Source organism: Halocynthiibacter styelae (assembly GCF_016123485.1).
GTDB lineage: Bacteria > Pseudomonadota > Alphaproteobacteria > Rhodobacterales > Rhodobacteraceae > Halocynthiibacter > Halocynthiibacter styelae.
Window position 1 is genome coordinate 422,237 of the sequence record NZ_JADCKQ010000002.1, and the last position, 20,317, is coordinate 442,553.

The 20,317-nt window shown below is 53.4% G+C and carries 14 protein-coding genes, 1 tRNA gene and 1 pseudogene; 11 read left to right on the top strand and 5 right to left on the bottom strand.

The features are described from left to right. Nucleotides 1-654: 654 nt before the first annotated feature. The 4 genes from H1D41_RS04280 to H1D41_RS04295 all read left to right on the top strand — a co-directional run bounded on the left by H1D41_RS04280 (nt 655) and on the right by H1D41_RS04295 (nt 4,422). Nucleotides 655-1,665, top strand: a complete 1,011-nt coding sequence (locus tag H1D41_RS04280; protein ID WP_228847741.1) for an AraC family transcriptional regulator — start codon at nt 655-657, stop codon at nt 1,663-1,665. A 571-nt stretch (nt 1,666-2,236) separates the two neighbouring features. Next, nucleotides 2,237-3,109 carry a cysteine hydrolase gene (locus H1D41_RS04285; RefSeq protein ID WP_228847742.1) on the top strand — a complete coding sequence of 291 codons (873 nt, stop codon included), beginning with the start codon at nt 2,237-2,239 and terminating at the stop codon, nt 3,107-3,109. A 79-nt stretch (nt 3,110-3,188) separates the two neighbouring features. Further along, nucleotides 3,189-3,746: a carboxymuconolactone decarboxylase family protein gene (locus tag H1D41_RS04290; RefSeq protein WP_228847743.1), complete on the top strand. Its 558-nt coding sequence runs from the start codon at nt 3,189-3,191 to the stop codon at nt 3,744-3,746. A 115-nt stretch (nt 3,747-3,861) separates the two neighbouring features. After that, entirely contained in the window at nt 3,862-4,422 is a 561-nt protein-coding gene (locus tag H1D41_RS04295) for a hypothetical protein (protein ID WP_228847744.1), read from the top strand. A gap of 287 nt (nt 4,423-4,709) precedes the next feature. On the opposite strand, the gene H1D41_RS04300 is transcribed toward H1D41_RS04295, so the two are convergent. Continuing rightward, a complete protein-coding gene (locus H1D41_RS04300; protein ID WP_228847745.1) occupies nt 4,710-7,631 on the bottom strand; it encodes a Hint domain-containing protein in 2,922 nt (973 codons plus the stop codon). Between the two features lie 352 nt (nt 7,632-7,983). Between H1D41_RS04300 and H1D41_RS04305 the strand changes: the two genes are divergently transcribed. After that, nucleotides 7,984-9,447 (top strand): hypothetical protein, encoded by a 1,464-nt coding sequence (locus H1D41_RS04305; RefSeq protein WP_228847746.1) that lies wholly within the window; start codon nt 7,984-7,986, stop codon nt 9,445-9,447. A 182-nt stretch (nt 9,448-9,629) separates the two neighbouring features. On the opposite strand, the pseudogene H1D41_RS04310 reads toward H1D41_RS04305, so the two are convergent. Next, nucleotides 9,630-9,862 (bottom strand): annotated as a pseudogene (locus H1D41_RS04310) (hypothetical protein); the annotation flags it as partial. An 8-nt stretch (nt 9,863-9,870) separates the two neighbouring features. Here H1D41_RS04310 and H1D41_RS04315 point away from each other — a divergent pair. The 4 genes from H1D41_RS04315 to H1D41_RS04330 all read left to right on the top strand — a co-directional run bounded on the left by H1D41_RS04315 (nt 9,871) and on the right by H1D41_RS04330 (nt 13,497). Next, nucleotides 9,871-10,119, top strand: a complete 249-nt coding sequence (locus H1D41_RS04315; protein WP_228847747.1) for a hypothetical protein — start codon at nt 9,871-9,873, stop codon at nt 10,117-10,119. Between the two features lie 140 nt (nt 10,120-10,259). Further along, nucleotides 10,260-10,820, top strand: a complete 561-nt coding sequence (locus tag H1D41_RS04320; RefSeq protein ID WP_228847748.1) for a hypothetical protein — start codon at nt 10,260-10,262, stop codon at nt 10,818-10,820. Nucleotides 10,821-11,826: 1,006 nt separating this feature from the next. Then, nucleotides 11,827-12,795: a phage protease gene (locus tag H1D41_RS04325; RefSeq protein WP_228847749.1), complete on the top strand. Its 969-nt coding sequence runs from the start codon at nt 11,827-11,829 to the stop codon at nt 12,793-12,795. Between the two features lie 6 nt (nt 12,796-12,801). Further along, on the top strand, nt 12,802-13,497 hold the full coding sequence (locus tag H1D41_RS04330) for a Mu-like prophage major head subunit gpT family protein (RefSeq protein ID WP_228847750.1): 696 nt from the start codon (nt 12,802-12,804) through the stop codon (nt 13,495-13,497). Between the two features lie 296 nt (nt 13,498-13,793). On the opposite strand, the gene H1D41_RS04335 is transcribed toward H1D41_RS04330, so the two are convergent. Next, a tRNA-Phe gene (locus H1D41_RS04335) sits at nt 13,794-13,868 on the bottom strand. A 238-nt stretch (nt 13,869-14,106) separates the two neighbouring features. Next, nucleotides 14,107-15,021, bottom strand: coding sequence for a LysR substrate-binding domain-containing protein (locus H1D41_RS04340; RefSeq protein ID WP_228847751.1), 915 nt, complete (start codon nt 15,019-15,021; stop codon nt 14,107-14,109). 110 nt (nt 15,022-15,131) lie between these two features. Between H1D41_RS04340 and katG the strand changes: the two genes are divergently transcribed. Both katG and H1D41_RS04350 read left to right on the top strand, forming a co-directional pair. After that, nucleotides 15,132-17,291 (top strand): catalase/peroxidase HPI, encoded by a 2,160-nt coding sequence (gene katG, locus H1D41_RS04345; RefSeq protein ID WP_228847752.1) that lies wholly within the window; start codon nt 15,132-15,134, stop codon nt 17,289-17,291. A 268-nt stretch (nt 17,292-17,559) separates the two neighbouring features. Further along, nucleotides 17,560-18,888, top strand: a complete 1,329-nt coding sequence (locus H1D41_RS04350) for an enoyl ACP reductase FabMG family protein (RefSeq protein WP_228847753.1) — start codon at nt 17,560-17,562, stop codon at nt 18,886-18,888. A gap of 70 nt (nt 18,889-18,958) precedes the next feature. Here the strand turns inward: H1D41_RS04350 and H1D41_RS04355 are convergent, their stop codons facing one another. Continuing rightward, complete coding sequence (locus tag H1D41_RS04355; protein WP_228847776.1) at nt 18,959-20,092, bottom strand: S-(hydroxymethyl)glutathione dehydrogenase/class III alcohol dehydrogenase; 1,134 nt, start codon at nt 20,090-20,092, stop codon at nt 18,959-18,961. Nucleotides 20,093-20,317 lie beyond the last annotated feature (225 nt).

A 20,317-nucleotide genomic window follows, 5' to 3' on the forward strand; every position in this document is an offset into this window, starting at 1 on the left:
CCATCCGAAACACCTTCCAACAGCATATGATCTGTTTGGCATGGTGCATGTCTCTGGCCTGAATACTGTCGATGCGTCCACCGTGCAAATGCTTCATCCTGCGTCCGGGGACAGACGCCCCCACCGCCTTCATCGATTTCCATTCCAACAGTGCCTCAGAAGACCTGCCTTCACTTCTCTGCGCCCCGCCACAAGCACCCCGCAGCGACCAGGAGGAGGAACCACCCTGACCCACAGAGCAATCCCGGGCAAAATCAGATCCAGACCACCTGAATCCATCCCGGAACACCCCTTAAATTGACCAAAACCCCACCTAAAACAGGCTGCCTGCCCCACCTTGGCATTACGCAGCCCTAAGGGGTTCTTGCCGTTCGACACGTAGGGCGAAAGCCGTGATCCGCTGCACAAGCGTGGATACAGCCTTATCTGGCAAAAGCAGTCATTGAGATGCAAAGAGTCAGAGGCGTCCTCCCAAGGGCTACAGATCAGAGATGCATTTGCACCATGAAATTTGCTTTCCCTCGCCTGAATGCCTAGCGTACCACGCCAAGCTGCATGCTGTCAGACGGCTCAGTCAGATCGGTGCTTGAAGTTTCTGGTCGTGAAACATTATCTAATGTAGCATATTAAATATTTTGATAGATGGACTTTGAAATGCCCAGTGTAATCAATACATTTGCGCGCATTATGGCCAAAGCGGCCGGAATGACGCTGACAGACGATGGGGCGCTGCTTTCAAACGGCACTGTTGTTCTTCGTTTGCCGCGCGCAGTCGATGGGCAGACTGCGGACACTGATTACTTTGACCTGATTGATTTGATCCGCAAAGGTCAACCTGATGAAGCCGCTCTGGTCGAAGCCTATGCATCGCTTATTCAGACTGATGATCTGGGGGTTCTTGGCCTGGCGATCAAAACCGCGCCAACTTTGCGAGTTTCGTTGCAACGTGTGGAACGGTATTTTCGACTGATCACCGATACAGCCGTTTATCAGTTGATCGAACGGGGCGATACAGCCCTTTGGACGTTCCAGGGGCAAACCCTGCATCGCGCGGCGCTTGAGCTTCGCAATGAATGCGCTTTGGCTGGTTTTGCTCAAAATATGCGTCGGTTTGTTGGACCAGAACTGTCTTTGCGATCGGTCACATTCAGCCATGCTTGCCGCTGTGATCCGGACCGCTATGCCGCGCATTTTGGGTGTCCGGTTATTTTTGATGCGGATCAAAATGCCATCCAATTGGATTGCGAGATGCTTGACCTGGAAAACCGTCTTGGGGATATGGCGGTGTCGGATTTCTTGACAGGGCACCTTGAAGCCAAAATCAATTCACTCGCGGAGCCCCCATCCTTTGGCAGCACGGTTTTGCAGCACCTCACCCCCTCCCTAAGTACCGGAGTACCACAGGCCACTGAAGTCGCGCGGGACATGGGAATGAGTGAACGCACATTCTACCGCCGCCTTGCGGAAGAAGGGCTAACCTTTCGGGACGTATTGGCAAAGGCCCAGTCATCGCTGGCACAAAAATTACTGCGAGAGGATACGGTTTCGATCGCAGAAATTGCATTCCTGACAGGTTTTTCTGAACAAAGCACCTTCACGCGCGCCTTTAAACGATGGGTAGGCACCGCCCCGGCCCAATTCAGACATCGATCATCAGCAACTTAATCTGCGCCATGCGGGTTTATGGCAGGTTCGGTCAAGACCATGGCAGGCCTGGCCAATACCCGCGGCCTGACCCGACGTAATGTCTTCTCATAGATCAACCGAGAGAAAAGCCAGTGAAAGATGTGTCACCGGCGGCAATTGTCTCTCCACCGCAGAGAAAGGCCTTCACGATGTGTAAGAGTAAAACGACCACGAAATCAGGATCTAAGCATTACAACAGTTATCCGTATTGGATGACACCCAGAGCCAGCTTTCTGGACATGAGCGGTCTAACCGGCACAGTGGTTGCCGCTTGCCTTGCGGCGTTGATCGTTGGCGCTGCATCCCTGCTTATTTTCATGCACGGCCCTGGGTCTTCACTGGCCTGACACCATCCCCTGTGCGGCCTGCGGAACATTGACCTGAAGCAGGCTTTTGTCTCAAAGGCGCACCTTCACCTCCAGGCAATACTTACGACACTCAGCTGCCCACGCAACTGGGCTGGCGCAAGTGTGTCTCTGCCTGAGAACCTCTCACAATTTCCTGGCAGTCTACGACAAAATTGCCATCACTTAACCTGAGGATTATCACAATGACTGACCACATTCACCACCATGACAGCAACTGCGGATGCGATGTCAGCCCTGAACACGTGGACATGGCGCGCCGCCGGCTTATGGCCCGGGCCGCTGGTGCAGCTGCTGCGGCCAGCACAGTTGCAGTGACAGGCGGCAGTGCTCTTGCTGCGACCGATGCGGCGCGCGCCCAATATGCTGATCCGGAAAACCCCGGCTTGCCACAAATCGACATGGATATTGATCCGGGTCGAACAGCCCTGGTCATTACCGACCCCCAGATTGACTTTCTGTCTGAGCACGGCGTGACATGGGGTGTGGTTGGCGAAAGCGTGACCGAACAGGGAACCGTTGACAATATTGAACAGCTTCTGATTGCGGCCAAGGCTGCGGGTATGCCGGTTTTCATTTCGCCCCATTATTATTACCCCCACGACCACAAATGGGATTTCGAAGGTACGCTGGAAAAAACCATGCATTCCATCGGCATGTTTGATCGTCTTGGGCCGCTTAACGTTGATGGTTTTGAAGGTTCTGGCGCCGATTGGATGCCGCAATACAAGAAATACATCGAAGATGGCGAAACCATCGTTTGTTCACCGCATAAAATCTATAGCCCCGCCCAGAACGATCTGAACTTGCAATTACGCAAACGTGGGATCGACAAAGTGATCCTGGCAGGCATGTCTGCGAACCTTTGCACACAGGCGCATCTCTATGATCTGCTTGAACTGGGCTTTGAGGTTGCAGTGGTGCGGGACGCAACCGCAGGCGCAAAAGTGCCCGAAGGTGATGGCTATCTTGCCGCGCTGATCAACTTCCGCATGGTCGCGAACGGTGTCTGGTGGACGCATGATGCGGTCGATCGGATCGGAAAATCAGCTTCCTAAGGGGTGTTATCCCCCGCGCCCTGCGTTCCAAAGGGCGCAGAGCTATCACAAAATATAAAAACCACGAAAAGGAAAAATCATGACGACGTTTACAACACATACACTGGACACGGCGCCGGCGGATGCCAAACCAATCCTGCAGGCCGCACTTAAAGGTTACGGCTTTCTGCCCAACCTGTACGCTGCAATGTCTGAAGCACCCGCCATTCTGGAAGGCTACACAACCCTGTCAGGTATTTTTGACAAGTCGAATTTGTCGGCAACTGAACGCCAGATCATTCTGATGACGAACAATCGCCTGAATGGGTGTGAGTATTGCATGGCAGCCCATACAACACTGTCACAAATGGCTGGCGTCAATGAGGATACCATCGAAGCCCTGCGTAAAGGCACGCCAATTGCAGACCCAAAACTTGAAGCCTTGCGTCAACTTGCCATTGCGATGAACGAAAAGCGCGGCTGGTTGTCCGAAGCACAGATTGAAGCTGTTTTGGCAGCGGGGTACACGCGCCAAAACATTCTGGAAGTCATTCTTGGCACGGCTCTCAAAACAATGTCGAACTATACCAATCACATCGCTGAAACCGACTTGGATGCAGCTTTCGTACCCAACCATTGGACCGATCCAACGACCTGAGACGCGGAGGAAACATTCTGAAGGGCGTATACATGCGACTGGAATATCTCACCAGACGCGCCCTTCCGAATTATCTCCGCGAGACCGTTTATCTTCCCCCTGGGAGCCAGACCTGATGGATGATGAAAGCCTCATGATGATCCGTGCTCATGGGTTCATCCATCTTGATGGAAAATCCCATCGTGCTGTTGGCGATGCCATTCTCATAGATTACCCGGGGAAAAAGCGCGTTTGCATGTTGTTGGTCGGGTATTTGCTTCATCTTGTGTCGGAAGCACTGGCAAGCCCGTTCCTGCCTTCAAAGGATGTCGCACGTCTGTGGCTTCGCCGTATCGCGTCATCCATCCGGGGACTGACACCCCCTCTGTATTCTCAGAACTCCACTCCAACAGTGCCTCAGAATGCTTGTCTTCACCTCTCTGTGCCCCGCCACAAGCACCCCGCACCCACCCGTCGAAAATTCCCTTCGGTCCTTCCTTCATATAACTGGTCACGTACTCGAAAAATTACGACCCTTGTTTTTAAAGGATTTTTTAAATTCGCGGTAAAACGACCTTCCCGCAGCGACCAGGGGGGAGGCACCACCCTGACCCACAGAGCAATCCCGGGGAAAATCAGACAGACCACCTGGATCCACCCCGGAATGCCCCTTCAAAGCGACCGAAATTCCGCCTGAAACAGGCTAGTTGACCCAACCTTCCGTCTCACGCAGCCCGAAGTGTTTCAGCGGAACGATGATGTTCCCTGTAGGGCCAACACGGCGGCTTCAGCGGAAATTCAAACCGCTGCCAGCCAGCATAAACCGCTGCAATAACAGAAATGCGCTGAAAGCGGTCCTTCGCGACGCGACCGGTCCTTCGCACGTAGTGACTACTCTCGCCCAGGCGCTTCAGCATTCTCGTATCTCTTCAAAGATTCGGAATACATCCTGGCCGTCTCTCCAGCTTTCAGGTCCACCTCGCCCTAAGTAATCAGTGCACGCATTTCCCAGGGCTTCAGTGTCATCCGCGCGCTGGGGCCGTAGCTGTGAACATTTGCTTCCAGTTCCGGGAAAATCTCATAGATTTCCTGGCGTGCGGCATCTGAGAAACTGCCCATCGAGGTCTCGCCTGGGTGGAAGCTCTCGGATGGTGCGCCCTCAGAAAAGACGATCTGGTGGGTATCAAACAGCATGTGGAAATACTCCACATCCCCGCCAGGTCTTCGCAAGATCGTTGTGTCATTTACCAGATGTTTTGCTGGCACAAGGGCTTCATTGCTGTCCGTGATCAATTCAAGTCGCCAGTCCCGCAGCAACATACGGTGCTGTGGGGAAACCAGAAGGTCGCGTGAATTGTCCAGCGCGCCTTCGCGGATCAGAACCGGCGCAAGATGCCCTTCTGCGGGTACGGTTTTTGACCCGATCCAACGGATGGGCTGATACCCGTTATCCAGGGTTTTCACCATATCACCGGGCTGCAAATCTTCGATCGCAACTTCGCCCAGATCGGTCAGAATACGGGTGCCTTGTACAAAACAGACCACTTCAAACTTAATGGTTTCAAAGTTTGAGAATGAAATATTCCCGATCTGTCCGTCTTCATCACCATCGGTAATTTCATAGTTGCCCCCGCCACCAATCGTACCCAGCGTCGGATGGCTATAGGTCCCGGCCAGTAGCTGGTTGATGGTGGGCTGACCGGCACCGCCAAAACTGATCACACTTCCGCCGTGTGTGGTCAGGGTGCCAATGGCGCTGTCAGAAATACCATTGATATCCGTGGCAATATTTTCACGCAGAATAACGTCTGCCAGTGTGATGCTGTCTGCTTCGGCGCTGTCTTCACCGGCAGTGTAGGTTTCAACCGAACTGATCGTATCGGTGGACCCGTCATGCACTTTGCTGACATTGCCGTTGCCGCCGTCATTCACAGTGACATGAATGGTTTCGCCTGACGCGGTTGAGCTCCCCGTGGCGTCATAGATATCCTGCCCGGTGCCACCGGCGATCACATCGCTGCCGGTGCTCATGACTACAGTGTCATTGCCACCATTCAGGCTCAGGACGTCGCTGCCTCCACCGCCATCCACATGATCTGCGCCAGAGGATCCCGTCGCTGTGTCGCTGGCTTGGCCGAGGATGAATTTTTCAACATCGATGAAAGATGCGCTGCCACCGCTGCCGGTCAGCGTACCTGCTTCAGGCGCGCTGAGGTTCAGGTTCAGGCTGCCCGTGACAGCAGAGGCATCCAGCGTATCGCCGTCGGTTTCCCCGCCCTCACCGGCGACAAATGAATCTGTGCCGAAATTGTCAGCAATCTCAAAGTGATCATCGCCAGCACCGGTGCTGATATTTTCATTGCCGGTGGATCCGGTCACAACATCATCGCCGGACCCGGTTGTCAGCTTTTCAATCTCGCTGAAACTCATGGTCTGGCTGCCATCAGTCAGCGTACCGGCCTCAGGCGCTGAAAAATCAACCGTCAGGTCATTTGTAACGGCACCGGCATCAATCTCATCGCCGCCATTGTCTTCGCCGGTTTCCCCGCCGGTGATGGTGTCATTGCCGAAGGTGTTGGAGTCGATGACAAAATCATCGTCTCCGGATTCACCGTTCAGCGTGTCATTCCCGGCTTCGACATAAATTGTGTCATCGCCACCACCGCCAAAGACCGTATCATCCCCCGCCCCGCCGCGAATGACATCATCGCCATCCGGCGTACCAGAAGGATCACCGGGTACTCCGTCAAAGTACAGGTTGGTAACCGCCAGCGATCCACTGTTGCCGGTTTTGATGAACTCAATCTTTCCAACCGGTCCAGCGACGGTGATCAACACAGACGCGTCCGGATCCGTATCATCGGCGCTGCCGCCGGTGGAACTGAAGGTCACCACACTTCCGCTGGCGGAGGTCGCAACTGCGGACCCTGCGGAATAGGTATAGGGGATCAGGTTCCCGTTCGCGTCATAGATCCGGACTTCGACGACCTCAAAGCCACTTTCAAAATCATTGATCCGGAATTCCAGATTCTCGACCGGCTGACTGAATTCAACCTCTGCTGTCCCCGCCCCCTGTTCCAGTGACAGGTTGGAATTGGCGTCAACAGGGGTATCGCTGTCCCCCGTCAGACCAGACGTAAGCTGCGTACCGAACCCGGTTGACACATTCGCACTTGAAACGGTGACCGTGGTCCCACCGATGGTTGTCGATCCGTTGGTCAGACCGCTGTCAGCCCAATGTAATGTGTCACGGGACGAAGCTGGCCCGCTGTCCCCATAGATAATGTCATTCTGGGCCCCACCGGAAATCGTGTCATCGCCACCATAACCGATGATGTAATCTTCATTCCCACTGGCCCCGGGCAGCAGCGCATCATTGCCATCGACCTGATCACCATCCGCATCCGTATAGCCTGCCCCGATGGTATCATTGCCGGATGTGCCATCTACATAGCCATCCCGCGGGTCGGCGAGCGTGTAAAAAACAGAAGCATCCCCGGGATCGACCTCAACCTCATGGGTGTTCCCATCAGACCCGGTATAGGTGATTGTATAGACACCACCGGTAGGGCCGGAGATCCCGTCAATGTTTTCAAAATACAGCTGATCTTCGCTGCCCTCGTCGTTCAGGGTCAGGTCAAAGTCATCGTCAAACGTGGACAGATCAACGCGCACCACATCCACTTCACCGTCATTTTTGCCAAGCTTCTTAATCTGCAGTTCAGAAATCTCATCACCGGCAACATCATCGGTGATGGTGAAGTCGTTTGATCCGCTGACGCTGCCAAAATGGTCGTCCAGCTCGATCTTATATATGGCCTTTTTCTTGTCGACCTTCGCGTCAGATGTCGTAGCACTGCCTGCGGAGGCCCCGGATGGAACGGGGGGGACACTGTTTGTTGCCATTCTCTGTACTGCTCTACGGAAATTGGATTGAATGCAATCTTTAAGGAATTAACATTTTATTTAGTTTATTTAAACGTGTTTATTTTATGTCAATTATTTGTTGGTGAGGTGTTTTTATGTCATTGTATTTAGGGGATAAAATTTCCCTATGTTAAGTAAATATCAGTCACTTATTTGCGGGACTCTTTTTCGATGCGAAACGCACCGCCCAAAAGCCGCTCAAAGGTGTTGAAAACACGCAGTTTTCGAATCAACAGGAAAAGATTCATTTTAGGGTTGCGGTGGCAGGTTTTCCGGGATTGTCTGTCTTATGACCACCAGGTGGTTTTCGTCATCATTTTGCAGGTACTTAATGTCGGGACAGTTCAGAATTGGCCCCTTCGTTCGTGATCACGGGACCTATATCGCCCGTTTCGCGACAAAATCGCGTTCTGCGCCTGACCGGCTGAGCGTGACAGAAATTTCTGAAAGCTCAGATTGTTTGTCGTTCCGCCTAGAGTTTCCGGAAAAACCGGTTGTTGTTACGGCCTGGAATACCGCACAGCCAGACACATCCCGGGCCTTTGAACGTGACCTGGCCTGCCTGAAGCTTCTGAACGAAACCGGACTTACCCCCCGCCTTCTGGGGCACAGCGGTGAGATGCGCCTGCTGATCCGGGAAGACAGCAGAGGGCAATCGCTCAACAGCATTCTGACAGCCGGAAACTGCGATGAAATTGCCCATTCTCTTGGGCAATGGTTGCGTGGTTTTCATGAAAAAATGCCGCAGAAAGAAGCTGACAGCGCCTGGTTTAAGTACCTGAAAAACTACCCCGATTTGCTGGACCCTGAGGAATATGAACGCGAAGAAGCCTTTCTTCGCTCCCTGCGCATTGAAACCCAGGCAATCGCCAGAAATGACCCGTCAAATGCGGGGTTTATGCGGCTGAAATCCGGCGCGCTCTGCGCGGATAGCTTCGCACGTGCTACGTATAAGCCTGTTGGCTGGGATCTGCTGCTGGCTGCCCGTGATCTGATCCGTCAGTTTCCCGGCCAGACAGATCAAATCATCGCGGGCCTTCTGGCGGGCTGGGGGAGTGATGTAGCTGCAATGTCGCCGGCCGACTTTATACGCCTGACTAAATTATTCTGCATCGCAACAGCCTTCCGGCGCTATGCCGGATCCGAACCCCTGCTGCGCCGCTATGCCAATGCCTGGAACGCACAACGCACAAAGGATCAGCGGAAAGTAACAACCGTTATTGCTGTCCCTTATAAATCTGACAAACAACACCCTCCTTCCCCGGATGCGCTTCGTGAATTTGAAAGCCACCTGCGGAAAATCGCAGATGAAACTAACGATCAGAGTCATACGATAACCCCTGATGAAAAACGTAACGCCGAAACTCCAGCTCCGATTCTTGGAGCCATCTGCTCTGCCTGTCGCGGCCGGTGCTGCCAACATGGCTTTGAAAACCATGCTTATCTGACCGGTGGCAGCCTCAGCCGTTGGCGTGCAGACAACCCGGATATTACCGTAGAAAATCTCTGCCGGAAGTATCTCGCGTATCTGCCCGCTCAACATACAGAAAACAGCTGCCTTTATCACATAGCCACCGGATGCGCTCTGCCGCGTGACATGCGGGCTGACATCTGCAATCGCTATCTGTGCTATCAGGCACGGCATGCAACGGAACAGATGCCGCCTTCATCATCGACAGATATTCTGATCGTTGCGCAGGAAAACGGAAAACCGATGCGGGCCAGTATCACTGATATGTCAGAAAACTACCCGGTTGAAGCGGAAATTCTGATCAAAACCACGATACCTTCCTGAATGCTGCCAAAAACCAAGGCAAAATCTTTCCAAAATGACAGCTTGATCGATAATTAACATAGCGCGTCAGACTCACTACCTCCCATGCGCAATTTTCAAATGCATCTTCTCTCCGAAGCTCGCTCCCGCACAACCGCTCAGCGCGTGTTCACGATCACCAAGACTATGCTGAAGTACGCAGTAATATGTGGGGCGATCCCTCGCTTCTCAACCAGCCAGTCCAACATAGGACCTGATCCATAAGCGGTATCCATTGCCCGACAGGGCATTGCGCAGCAATGTCCCGAGAGGGGGTAATCAGGCGCTCGGGTATCAAATCATGCTTCTTTTGCACGCGATCAATCATCGTTTTCACGGCACCCACTTCAGCCTGGCGCACAGAACGTGTCGGCTCCACATCCAAGATCACAGCGTTACCCCTACATGCTGCCTGAAGAACTCGCCAGTGCCATCGACAGCCCATCGCGTGTGGTCCAGGTCAGTGATGATGCGCTCGCCGGGATGAAGGCGGCGGGTGATGTGGCGGAGGTGAGTGATCTCGCTGGGATTGCGGATCTTGTGGCTGCTGGGCGGGCGCAGGTGGATGGGGATGCGCTGGTGTTTGATAGGGGTGGTGTGCGCCGGGTCAGAGTTGAGAAGCGTGAGAGTGAGCTGTGGTTGGTGGGACGGTGACATTCAAAGCGGCGAGGTTTGATCTGGCAGTCCTGCAGACCTGGAGTGTGGAACGTTTATATTGACAAAGTACGGGCAGACACGGTTCACATGCAGACATAACCGCATTTTGAAGATTCTTTTCATCCGTCGAGGCAAATATGTCCGTTGTTTTCGAGCACGATTCCGCAGCAAAAGCACGCCGCAGTATTATAGTAACATCAACCTTAATAATCGCATTATATTATGTTCGGCTGAAGTCAAACGAGTTAGATCTTTTTGGTCTCAAAGTACTGGTCGAAAAAGATAACATCCTGATATTTCTAAAGCTTGCTTTGGGTTATCTAGTTTATATGTACGCAATCTATGAGTTTAGCGAATATTTGTCGGACAGACACCAGCGACTGACAACCAAACTGAACAACGAACTTGAAGAAATGATTAGCACAACATTTCCTCAGCCGCATGAAGAGAAGCGTGCAGAAATTCAAGAGGCACATCGAAAAAACGAAAATGCGAGATTGGTACGGCTCTCTTTGATGATAAAGAGTTATCGTGATTATTTTCCTGTCATGATTTTTGCCCTTTTTGCCATGACAGATATCCATGAGAGGTTCATTGGGCATCTTCTGATACGCGAATTACCACAGACAGAAACAGCAACTCCATCGGATGCAATAGTGTCGTACTTTTGTCATAATGGCAGAGCTGTATTAACCTGACATGATTGTTCGTAGACGCTTTTATACACGCGCTCTGAGCAAGCCGTATTGGTATTATTGAATACATAATCAGTAGTGGAGCTGCTATACTATAATTGATGTTCTGCCACTCGAGTTTGCTTGAAATGTTGCATTATATGGGCTTCCTTCCCATATGAACAATATGGATTACTATATTATTCATAAATTCAGGCTGTCACCGGCCATGCCCTGAACTACTTAGGCAATTCAGCCTAGTTCAGGGCGACCGCTAAGGTGATGTAATGTTAGAAGTTGGCTCAATGCTCTTAGCTTTTGGTGCAGGAGTGGGTTTGGCGCTGAAGTGCTTCAACGGATATAGGGTAAAATTTTCAATTACTGTGTGGGGAGGTCTTCAGTGCGAATTTCTCCCTCCTGAAGATGACAGCTAAGTGGCGGATATCCAATCACTGATCTGTAGAACTCCGGCAGACTGTCCAGGTCGTATACTCATCACGCTTTGGGCAGTCTTTGATAAATGTGTGTGTATAGATCATCGCGATACAGCTTTACTATATTTACAAAAGCGTCAAACGACAAAAGTGGGACAGGAGCTAGATGTAAGTTATGCGGTATTTTGTATATTTCTTTCATTTCGCCGCCCTATCGCTCCGAAATTATGGTGCAGAAAATGATGCAAGATTACAAGATTAATTCGCATAAGCTTATTTAATCCAGTTGCATTCCGATGCCCTCAGTTGACCGCCGCAGCGCATTCAGTATTCCAGAGTATATAACTCACTCGGGTATTTTTATCTAACTGTGACAATCTCCACACCCCACTCCCTTCGTCGTTAAAAGGGGTTTAAAAGGGTCTGTGTGGCGCTTGTGATTTTTTCCGGCTCACGGTAGCCTTCCCGGGAAGATCGCGTTCTGTGGGCGTTTTTGAGCGCCGCGCGATTTTCCGTTTTCCCTGACTTCAGAGATCTTTCTGCCCCCGACATCTGTCGGGGCGTTTTTATATGCGCGGTGCGGGCAGTGTCGCGCCATGGATAAGACTGATCAGACCCCTGCAGAAATCGTTGAGCTGAACTTTGCGGAAGGCACTGTGCCGGAGTGGGTGCAGCTCATTCCGGCTGGCCCGGGCATTCGCGGCATTGATGGCCGTGTCTGGACCATGAATGACGCCGATGCGCTGGTTACAACCTTCCGCAATCGCGGGCTCGACCTTCCGATTGATATTGAACATGCGACCCAGATCAAAGGCGCACGGGCAGAAGAAGCCCCAGCCATGGGTTGGATCAATGACATGGAAGCGCGTGCGACCGGCCTCTGGGGTCAGGTCAAATGGAATACGCGGGGTGAAGAACTGCTGCGGGCACGTTCCTATCGCTACCTGAGCCCGGTGTTTTCTGCGGCGAAACGCACAGGTGCCGTGTCGCACATGGTCTCTGCCGGTCTGACCAACAATCCCAACCTCGATCTTATAGCCCTCAATCGTGACGGCGCTGAACAGGAGAATGATCTGATGGACAAAACTGTCCTTGAGGCGCTTGGCCTCAATTCCGATGGCACCCCGGCACAGGCCGTGGCGGCCATCACTGCGCTGAAGGAGGCCGAGACGACCGCGCTCAATCGCGCGTCCCTGCCAGATCCGGAAAAGTTCGTGCCGCGTGCGGATTATGAGCTGGCGCTGAACCGGGCCGCAAAGTTTGAGGCTGATGAGAAGGAGCGCGAAGAACTCGCGATCAACACAGCGCTCGATGCGGCGATTGAAGCGGGCAAAATTGCCCCCGCCAGCCGGGAATATCACCTGGCTTCCTGTCAGGCGGAAGGTGGTCTCGCCCGGTTCCAGTCCATGGTGGATGCGTCCCCTGTGATTGCAGGCCCCACAGATCTCGACAGCCGCAACACCGACCCGGCCAAAAAAGAAACACTGACCAGCGAAGAGCTGGCCGCCTGTCATGCCCTGGGCATGTCAGAGGCCGAGTTCATTGCGGCAAAATCCGAGGAGTAACCGGCCATGATGATCACACCGGCAATTCTGTCCGCCCTTCAGGTGGGCTTTAAAAAGAACTTTCAGGATGCGTTCACAGCCACGCAGCCCGAGAGCGATTATCAGCGCGTCGCCACCACCATCACATCCACCTCAGCTTCCGAGACCTACGGCTGGCTGGGTAAATTCCCGAAGATGCGGGAATGGATTGGTGACCGCGTCATCAAAGATATGGAAGCCCATGGCTATTCCATCGTGAACAAAGATTTTGAAGCCACAGTGGGTGTGGATCGCAATCACATTCAGGATGACAACCTCGGGATTTATGCACCGCTGTTTCAGGAAATGGGCATGAGCGCCGCGCGGCAACCAGATGATCTGACCTTTGGCCTGATGGCACAGGGTCGATCAGAGCTCTGCTTTGACGGTCAGTATTTCTTTGACACGGATCACCCGTCCTTCGATGAGAGCGGTGCTCCGATTGCGGTGTCTAATGTGGACAGCTCAGGCCTGGCAAATAACCCCTGGTGGTATCTTCTGGATACAACCCGCCCGGTCAAACCTATGGTGCATCAGGAACGAAAAAAGCCTGAGTTCATCGCCCATGTGGACCCGACCAACTCTGATCACGTCTTTAAGAAGAAACAGTATCTTTATGGCGTCGAACTGCCAAGCATTCTCTGCAGCGTTGTATGTCTCCTTGGTTCGCAACGGTGCTATTGAGTAAGCTTTGGAGTCGGAGAACTCGTTTAGAGACCTTCTGGCTCCTTTCTATGAACGCCGAGAAAGCAAGAACCCACTTCAACGATCACTTATTTGATGATCGCCGTCTGACGCCAACGGCGGCCACTGCATGCTCGCGGGTCGCGGATTCGATCCGATCGAAAGGACAATTGCCTAATAGACTCTCCGCGGGGCTGCGAATATGCTCTTTGCAGTCCCGGTGCAGTCCCGGGCATTCAGCCAGCGAGGAGCAGAAAAGGCCAGCCTGCCAACGCATTGCTTTTATTTAAGAAAAATGGTGCCCGGGGGCGGAATCGAACCACCGACACGAGGATTTTCAATCCACTGCTCTACCCCTGAGCTACCCGGGCATTTTGCTGCATATTGCAACTACAATTTCGACACGCAGACATGGGGTTATACCTGGCTCCGGTATAACCCGGATACTGTCGATTTGTTTGTCGGGTTTTAACGTTAAACCCGGGGGTGTCAACACCTCATCAGTTTAATTTCCAAGTTTTTTAACCTTCGACAGATCGCAGGTATTTTCCAACTGCAAAAGTCGGAAATATCCCGAATGCTCCCGCCATAGCGCCTGAAACCGTCCTTTTACATACGCAGATCCGCAACACGCCGACCACAATCCGTCACACGCAGAATCTCTGCAAGGTGCTGCAACTGTACAGTCAGAGGATTGGATTTGCGCCAGACCAACCCAATAACCCTGGACGGAGCCGGCGCGGCAAATCGGGCCATGCTGACATTTTCCGTACCCAGTTCAAATCGTGTGGCCATCTCAGGAATCAGCGTCACACCAAGACCTGCGCCAACCATGCGCACAAGCGTAGACAGGGAACTGCCCTCCATAACATCCCGGGCTTTGACCCCGTCGACCGAACAAAACGAAAGCGCCTGATCCCGAAAGCAGTGCCCTTCTTCCAGCAGAAGCAGGCGCATCTTCAAAAGCTGTCCCGGATCAGGGACCGTTTTCCCCGCGTCCTGCTGATGTCGGATCAGAATGAATTCCTCTTCGAACAATGGCACCTCTTCCAGCTGCACCTCAGACACAGGCAGGGCGACAATTGCGGCATCCAGGCGGTGTTCTTTCAGATCGTTCAGCAGGATTTCCGTAACTGTTTCGCGCGGCAGCACTTCAAGCATCGGGTAGTTTTTCCCCAGAACTTTAAGGGTTTCAGGCAACAGATATGGGGCAATCGTCGGGATCATCCCCAGACGCAATTGCCCCCTAAGAGGTCCCTCACTGGCGCGCGCCAGATCACCAATGTCATCCACTGCGCGCAATATCTCACGGGCGCGTTCAGAAAAGGTTTCTCCGATTGGCGTCAAATGCACTTCACGGGATGTGCGCTCTACAAGAGCTGTGCCAAGATCCGCTTCAAGGTCTTTGATCTGAACAGACAGTGCAGGTTGCGAGACCGCACAGGCTTCGGCGGCACGACCGAAATGCCGATATCGGGCAAGTGCAACGAAATATCGCAATTGTTTAAGGGTCAGGTTATTCATAATTTCTTCTTATCAACATGCATAGAAAATGCAATTGGATTTAATCAATAAAACCTCATAGCCTGCATACAGTAACCCGATTTTTTTAACGGCAGCCAACGGAGATTTTCATGGACGGAAGTAAAACAGGGGGCGGATGCCCATTTCATCACGGCGGGAATACCGGCAATGATAAACCTGTCACCAAATGGTGGCCGAATGCGCTGAACCTCGACATTCTGCACCAGAAGGGCGTGCGCACGAACCCGATGGATGCGGATTTTGACTATCGCGATGCGGTCAGCAAACTGGACTTTGACGCAGTGAAAGCCGACGTCACCGCCCTGATGACCGACAGCCAGGATTGGTGGCCTGCGGATTGGGGGCATTACGGCGGCTTGATGGTGCGTTTGGCGTGGCATTCCGCCGGTTCCTATCGTCTGGCCGATGGTCGCGGTGGTGGTGGCGCGGGCAATATCCGGTTTGCACCGCTGAATTCCTGGCCCGACAACGCAAGCCTTGATAAAGCCCGCCGTCTGCTGTGGCCTGTGAAAAAGAAATACGGCAACGCGCTGAGCTGGGCGGACCTTATCTTGCTGTCAGGCACAATTGCCTATGAAAGCATGGGGCTGGATACTTTTGGTTTCGGTTTTGGTCGCGAAGATATCTGGGGCCCGGAAACTGATGTCTATTGGGGATCTGAGAAAGAATGGCTCGCCCCAAGTGAAAACCGTTATGAAAACCTGGACGATCCCTCCACCCTGGAAAATCCGCTGGCGGCGGTCCACATGGGCCTGATTTATGTGAACCCGGAAGGCGTGAACGGCCAGCCGGACCCGATGAAAACCGCCGCACAAGTGCGCGAAACCTTCGCCCGGATGGCAATGGATGACGAAGAAACTGCGGCCCTGACCTGTGGCGGGCACACCGTTGGCAAGGCGCACGGCAATGGTCCGGGTGACAACATCGGCGCGGAACCCGAAGGCGCAAGTGTCCATGCCCAGGGGCTTGGCTGGGCAAATCCGGTGCAGAAGGGCAAGGCGTCTGATGCATTTACCTCGGGGATTGAAGGGGCCTGGACCAGTGACCCGACAACATTCGATATGGGTTTCTTTGATCTGCTTTTCGGCTATGAGTGGGAGCTTAAGAAATCCCCCGCCGGTGCCTGGCAGTGGGAGCCGGTGGATATGCCGGACGACAAGAAACCCCGCAATGCAAGCGATGCCTCCCTACCGCAAAATCCGATCATGACCGATGCGGATATGGCGATGAAAGTGGACTTGGCCTATAACGCGATCTGTCAGAGATTCATGGATGATCCCGCGTATTTCAAAGACACATTCGCCCGTGCCTGGTTCAAACTGACCCACCGCGATATGGGACCAAAGGCCTGCTACATTGGCCCAGATGTGCCTGCGGAAGACTTGATCTGGCAAGACCCAATCCCTGCAGGTAGCGCGTCTTTTGATGTGGAGACGGCGAAATCCGCGATTGCGGCAAGTGGCCTCAGCAATGCTGAAATGATCGCAACCGCCTGGGACAGTGCCCGCACTTTCCGTCAGTCAGACAAACGCGGCGGCGCAAATGGGGCACGTGTCCGCCTGGCACCACAAAAGGACTGGGAAGGCAATGAACCGGCGCGTCTGGCGAAGGTTCTGAACGTGCTGGAACCAATTGCGGGCGAGGCCGGTGCATCTGTTGCGGATGTCATTGTCCTTGCGGGCAATGTCGGCCTGGAACAGGCAATCGGCGGCGGAACCACCGTGCCTTTCACCCCAGGCCGTGGTGATGCAACCGATGCGCATACGGATGCGGACAGCTTTGATGTGCTGGAACCGTTCGCCGATGGGTTCCGCAACTGGCAAAAGCAGGCCTACGCGGTCAGTGCTGAGGAAATGATGCTGGATCGGGCGCAATTGCTGGGCCTGACGGCACAGGAAATGACCGTTCTGGTGGGCGGATTGCGTGTGCTGGATGTGAACCATGGCGGATCGCAGCACGGGGTGTTTACGGACAATCCCGGGAAACTGTCCACGGATTTCTTCGCGAACCTCACCGATATGGCGTACAGCTGGCACCCGGTAAATGATGGCGAAAGCTATGAAATCCGGGATCGCAAAACCGGTGCGGTCAAGTGGACAGCCACCAGCGCCGATCTGGTCTTTGGTTCTAATTCCATCTTGCGCGCCTACGCAGAGGTCTACGCACAGGATGACAACGGGGATAAATTCATCCGCGATTTCGTGAAAACCTGGGTGAAAGTTATGAACGCAGATCGGTTTGATCTGTAAATCACACACAGCACTCACAGACATGCAGGCCGTGCGGGGAAACCCGGGCGGCCTTTTCGATACCCACCCTGACACGGGAATGTTGCATTCTCAGGTTAATTCCCCTGCAAAACCCGGCCATTTTCCGGCATTTCGCAAAAATCTGTTTGTATCCCGCCCATAGTTCTTTAGGGATGCACAACAGTAAACAGATGTATAAGATACCCGCGTAACATTGCAGCTGAGGCAAAACACCCTGCCTCGCGCCCCAACAACACATGAGATGTACATGACTACACAGACTCCACAGCCTGTCGCTCTGCCTGAAATCCAGGAAAACACCCTTTATGGCAAAGGTGACACCCTGGTCCTTTTCGGTGAGCTTTTCGGACGCGGATATGTGTCCGGCCTGCTGGATGCGGCCAAAGCCGCTGGTATGACCATCGTCGGGATCACCGTTGGTCGCCGGGATGAAAACAATGACCTGCGCGCGCTAACCGAGGAAGAACTGGCCCAGGCCGAAGAATTCCTTGGTGGCAAAATCGTCAATGTGCCGCTCATGGCGGGCTTTGATCTGGACGCACCGGAAGGCGGCAAAAACCCGACTGACATGGTCAACGAAATGACCATCGACAGCTGGCAGGAACATAAGCTCGATATGGATCATATTGAGGCCTGTCGTGAAATCGGTGTGACCCGTTTCACCACCGCCCTGAAAGAAGCCATGGCGCAGCTTGATGCCCTGATCCCGGCGGATGGCAATGTCCTGTTCACCCATACAATGGCAGGTGGTATCCCGCGTGCCAAAGTCTTTATGGCGATCGCAAACCGCATCTACAAAGGCCGTGGCGCACGTTATCAGCCGTCTCAGTCTCTGGTTGACAGCGATCTCGGCAAACTGATCCTGAAGAACTTTGACGAAGTCACCGCAAACACCTTTGGTCACCTGATCGAAGCCAGCAGCGCGATCCGCGCCCGTGTTGAAGGTGCGGGTGGTCAGGTGCGTTACGTGGCTTATGGCTATCACGGCACCGAAGTTCTGATTGACGGCGAATACGCCTGGCAGACCTATACGAACTACACCCAGGGCTATGCCAAGATGAACCTTGAGAACATCGCAAAGGATGCCTGGGAAAAGGGTATCAAGGCGACTGTGTTCAACTGCCCGGAAATCCGCACGAATTCCTCCGACGTGTTCGCGGGTATTGAACTGTCTCTGGTCCCTCTGCTGGCCGCTTTCCGCAAAGAAGGTGGCGGCGCGTGGGCGGAAGAACAATGGGTGAAATGTCAGGAACTGCTGAACGATGATGTGACGCTTGAATCTGTTCTGCAGCAAGTGAATGACTATCAGACTGATCCGATCATGCAGTCCTTCACCAACTTCCCGGCCTGGCCCATGCCAAACACTGCGGAACAGGTTGAGAAAACCGTTGGTACGTCGCAGGAAATCATGCAGCTGCACAAGAACCGCAAAGTTCTGGTCAGCGATCTGCTAAGCCAGCATGTGGTTTCTGCAACCGGTGAGCTGATCTTTGGTGAGGTCAGCGATCCATCCGGCCCGACCCTGTGGCTGAACCACGACATGGTGGCGCGTCGCCTGATCAAATCTAACGGCTGATCCGACCACATCGCGAAGATAAAAAAGCCCCGGCAGTTGCCGGGGCTTTCTTTTTGATCAGGTGTTGTTCTTAAAATTCAACAACCGCCCGGATAGATTTGCCTTCGTGCATCAGATCAAAGCCATGGTTGATCTCATCCAGGGTCAGCTTGTGGGTGATCATTTCGTCGATCTCAATCTTACCGTCCATGTACCAGTCTACAAACTGCGGTACATCTGTGCGGCCCTTCGCGCCACCAAAGGCAGTGCCTTTCCAGACGCGGCCTGTGACCAGCTGGAATGGACGTGTAGAAATTTCAGCACCGGCAGGCGCAACACCGATAATCACAGAAACGCCCCACCCCCGGTGGGAACATTCCAGCGCATCGCGCATCACCTGAACATTGCCAGTGGCGTCAAAGGAATAATCCACGCCGCCAAAAGGGTCTTTTTCGGTTTTGGTCAGCTCAACGATGGCCTCAACGGTAGACTGACCCTCTAGTTTGGATGGGTTCACAAAATGCGTCATGCCGAATTTCTTCGCCATTTCAGCCTTGTCGTCGTTCAGATCGACACCAATGATCTTATCCGCACCGGCCATACGCAGACCCTGAATCACGTTCAGACCAATGCCACCCAGACCAAAGACCGCAGCGGTGGAACCGATCTCAACACCGGCGGTGTTGATCACCGCACCGATGCCTGTGGTCACACCACAACCGATGTAGCAGATCTTATCAAATGGCGCGTCATCGCGCACTTTCGCCAGCGCGATTTCCGGCAGAACCGTGTGGTTCGCGAATGTGGAACACCCCATATAGTGATAGATCGGTGTACCATCGAGCATGGAAAAACGTGTGGTACCATCGGGCATCAGACCCTGACCCTGGGTGCCACGAATCGCGGTGCAGAGGTTGGTTTTGCCAGACAGGCAGGAATGACATTCGCGGCATTCCGGGGTATACAGCGGGATCACGTGATCGCCCGGCTTCAGGGTGGTCACGCCTTCACCCACTTCCATCACAACGCCTGCGCCTTCATGGCCCAAGATGGACGGGAACAGACCTTCAGGGTCCGCACCGGAACGGGTGAATTCATCGGTGTGACACAGGCCGGTTGCCTTGATTTCCACCAGAACTTCACCCTTTTTCGGGCCTTCAAGGTTCACTTCCATCACTTCAAGCGGTTTACCAGCTTCCAGAGCCACAGCAGCACGGGTGCGCATCATATCTACGTTCCTTTATTCTTATGAAACGGCCTGCCCTCCCTGAAAAGCGGGCAACCGGTTTCCCTGAATATGCCAGAAATTGCAGAGGACGACAGGGTAAATTGCGGCACTCTGCCTGCAAAACCCGGTCGTAAATATAACAATTTTCGGCGGATCGCGGCAGAATGCATCAGTTCTTCATATTTTCCTTGATATGTTGGCCCGGTGCTTTATCGCTGTGCC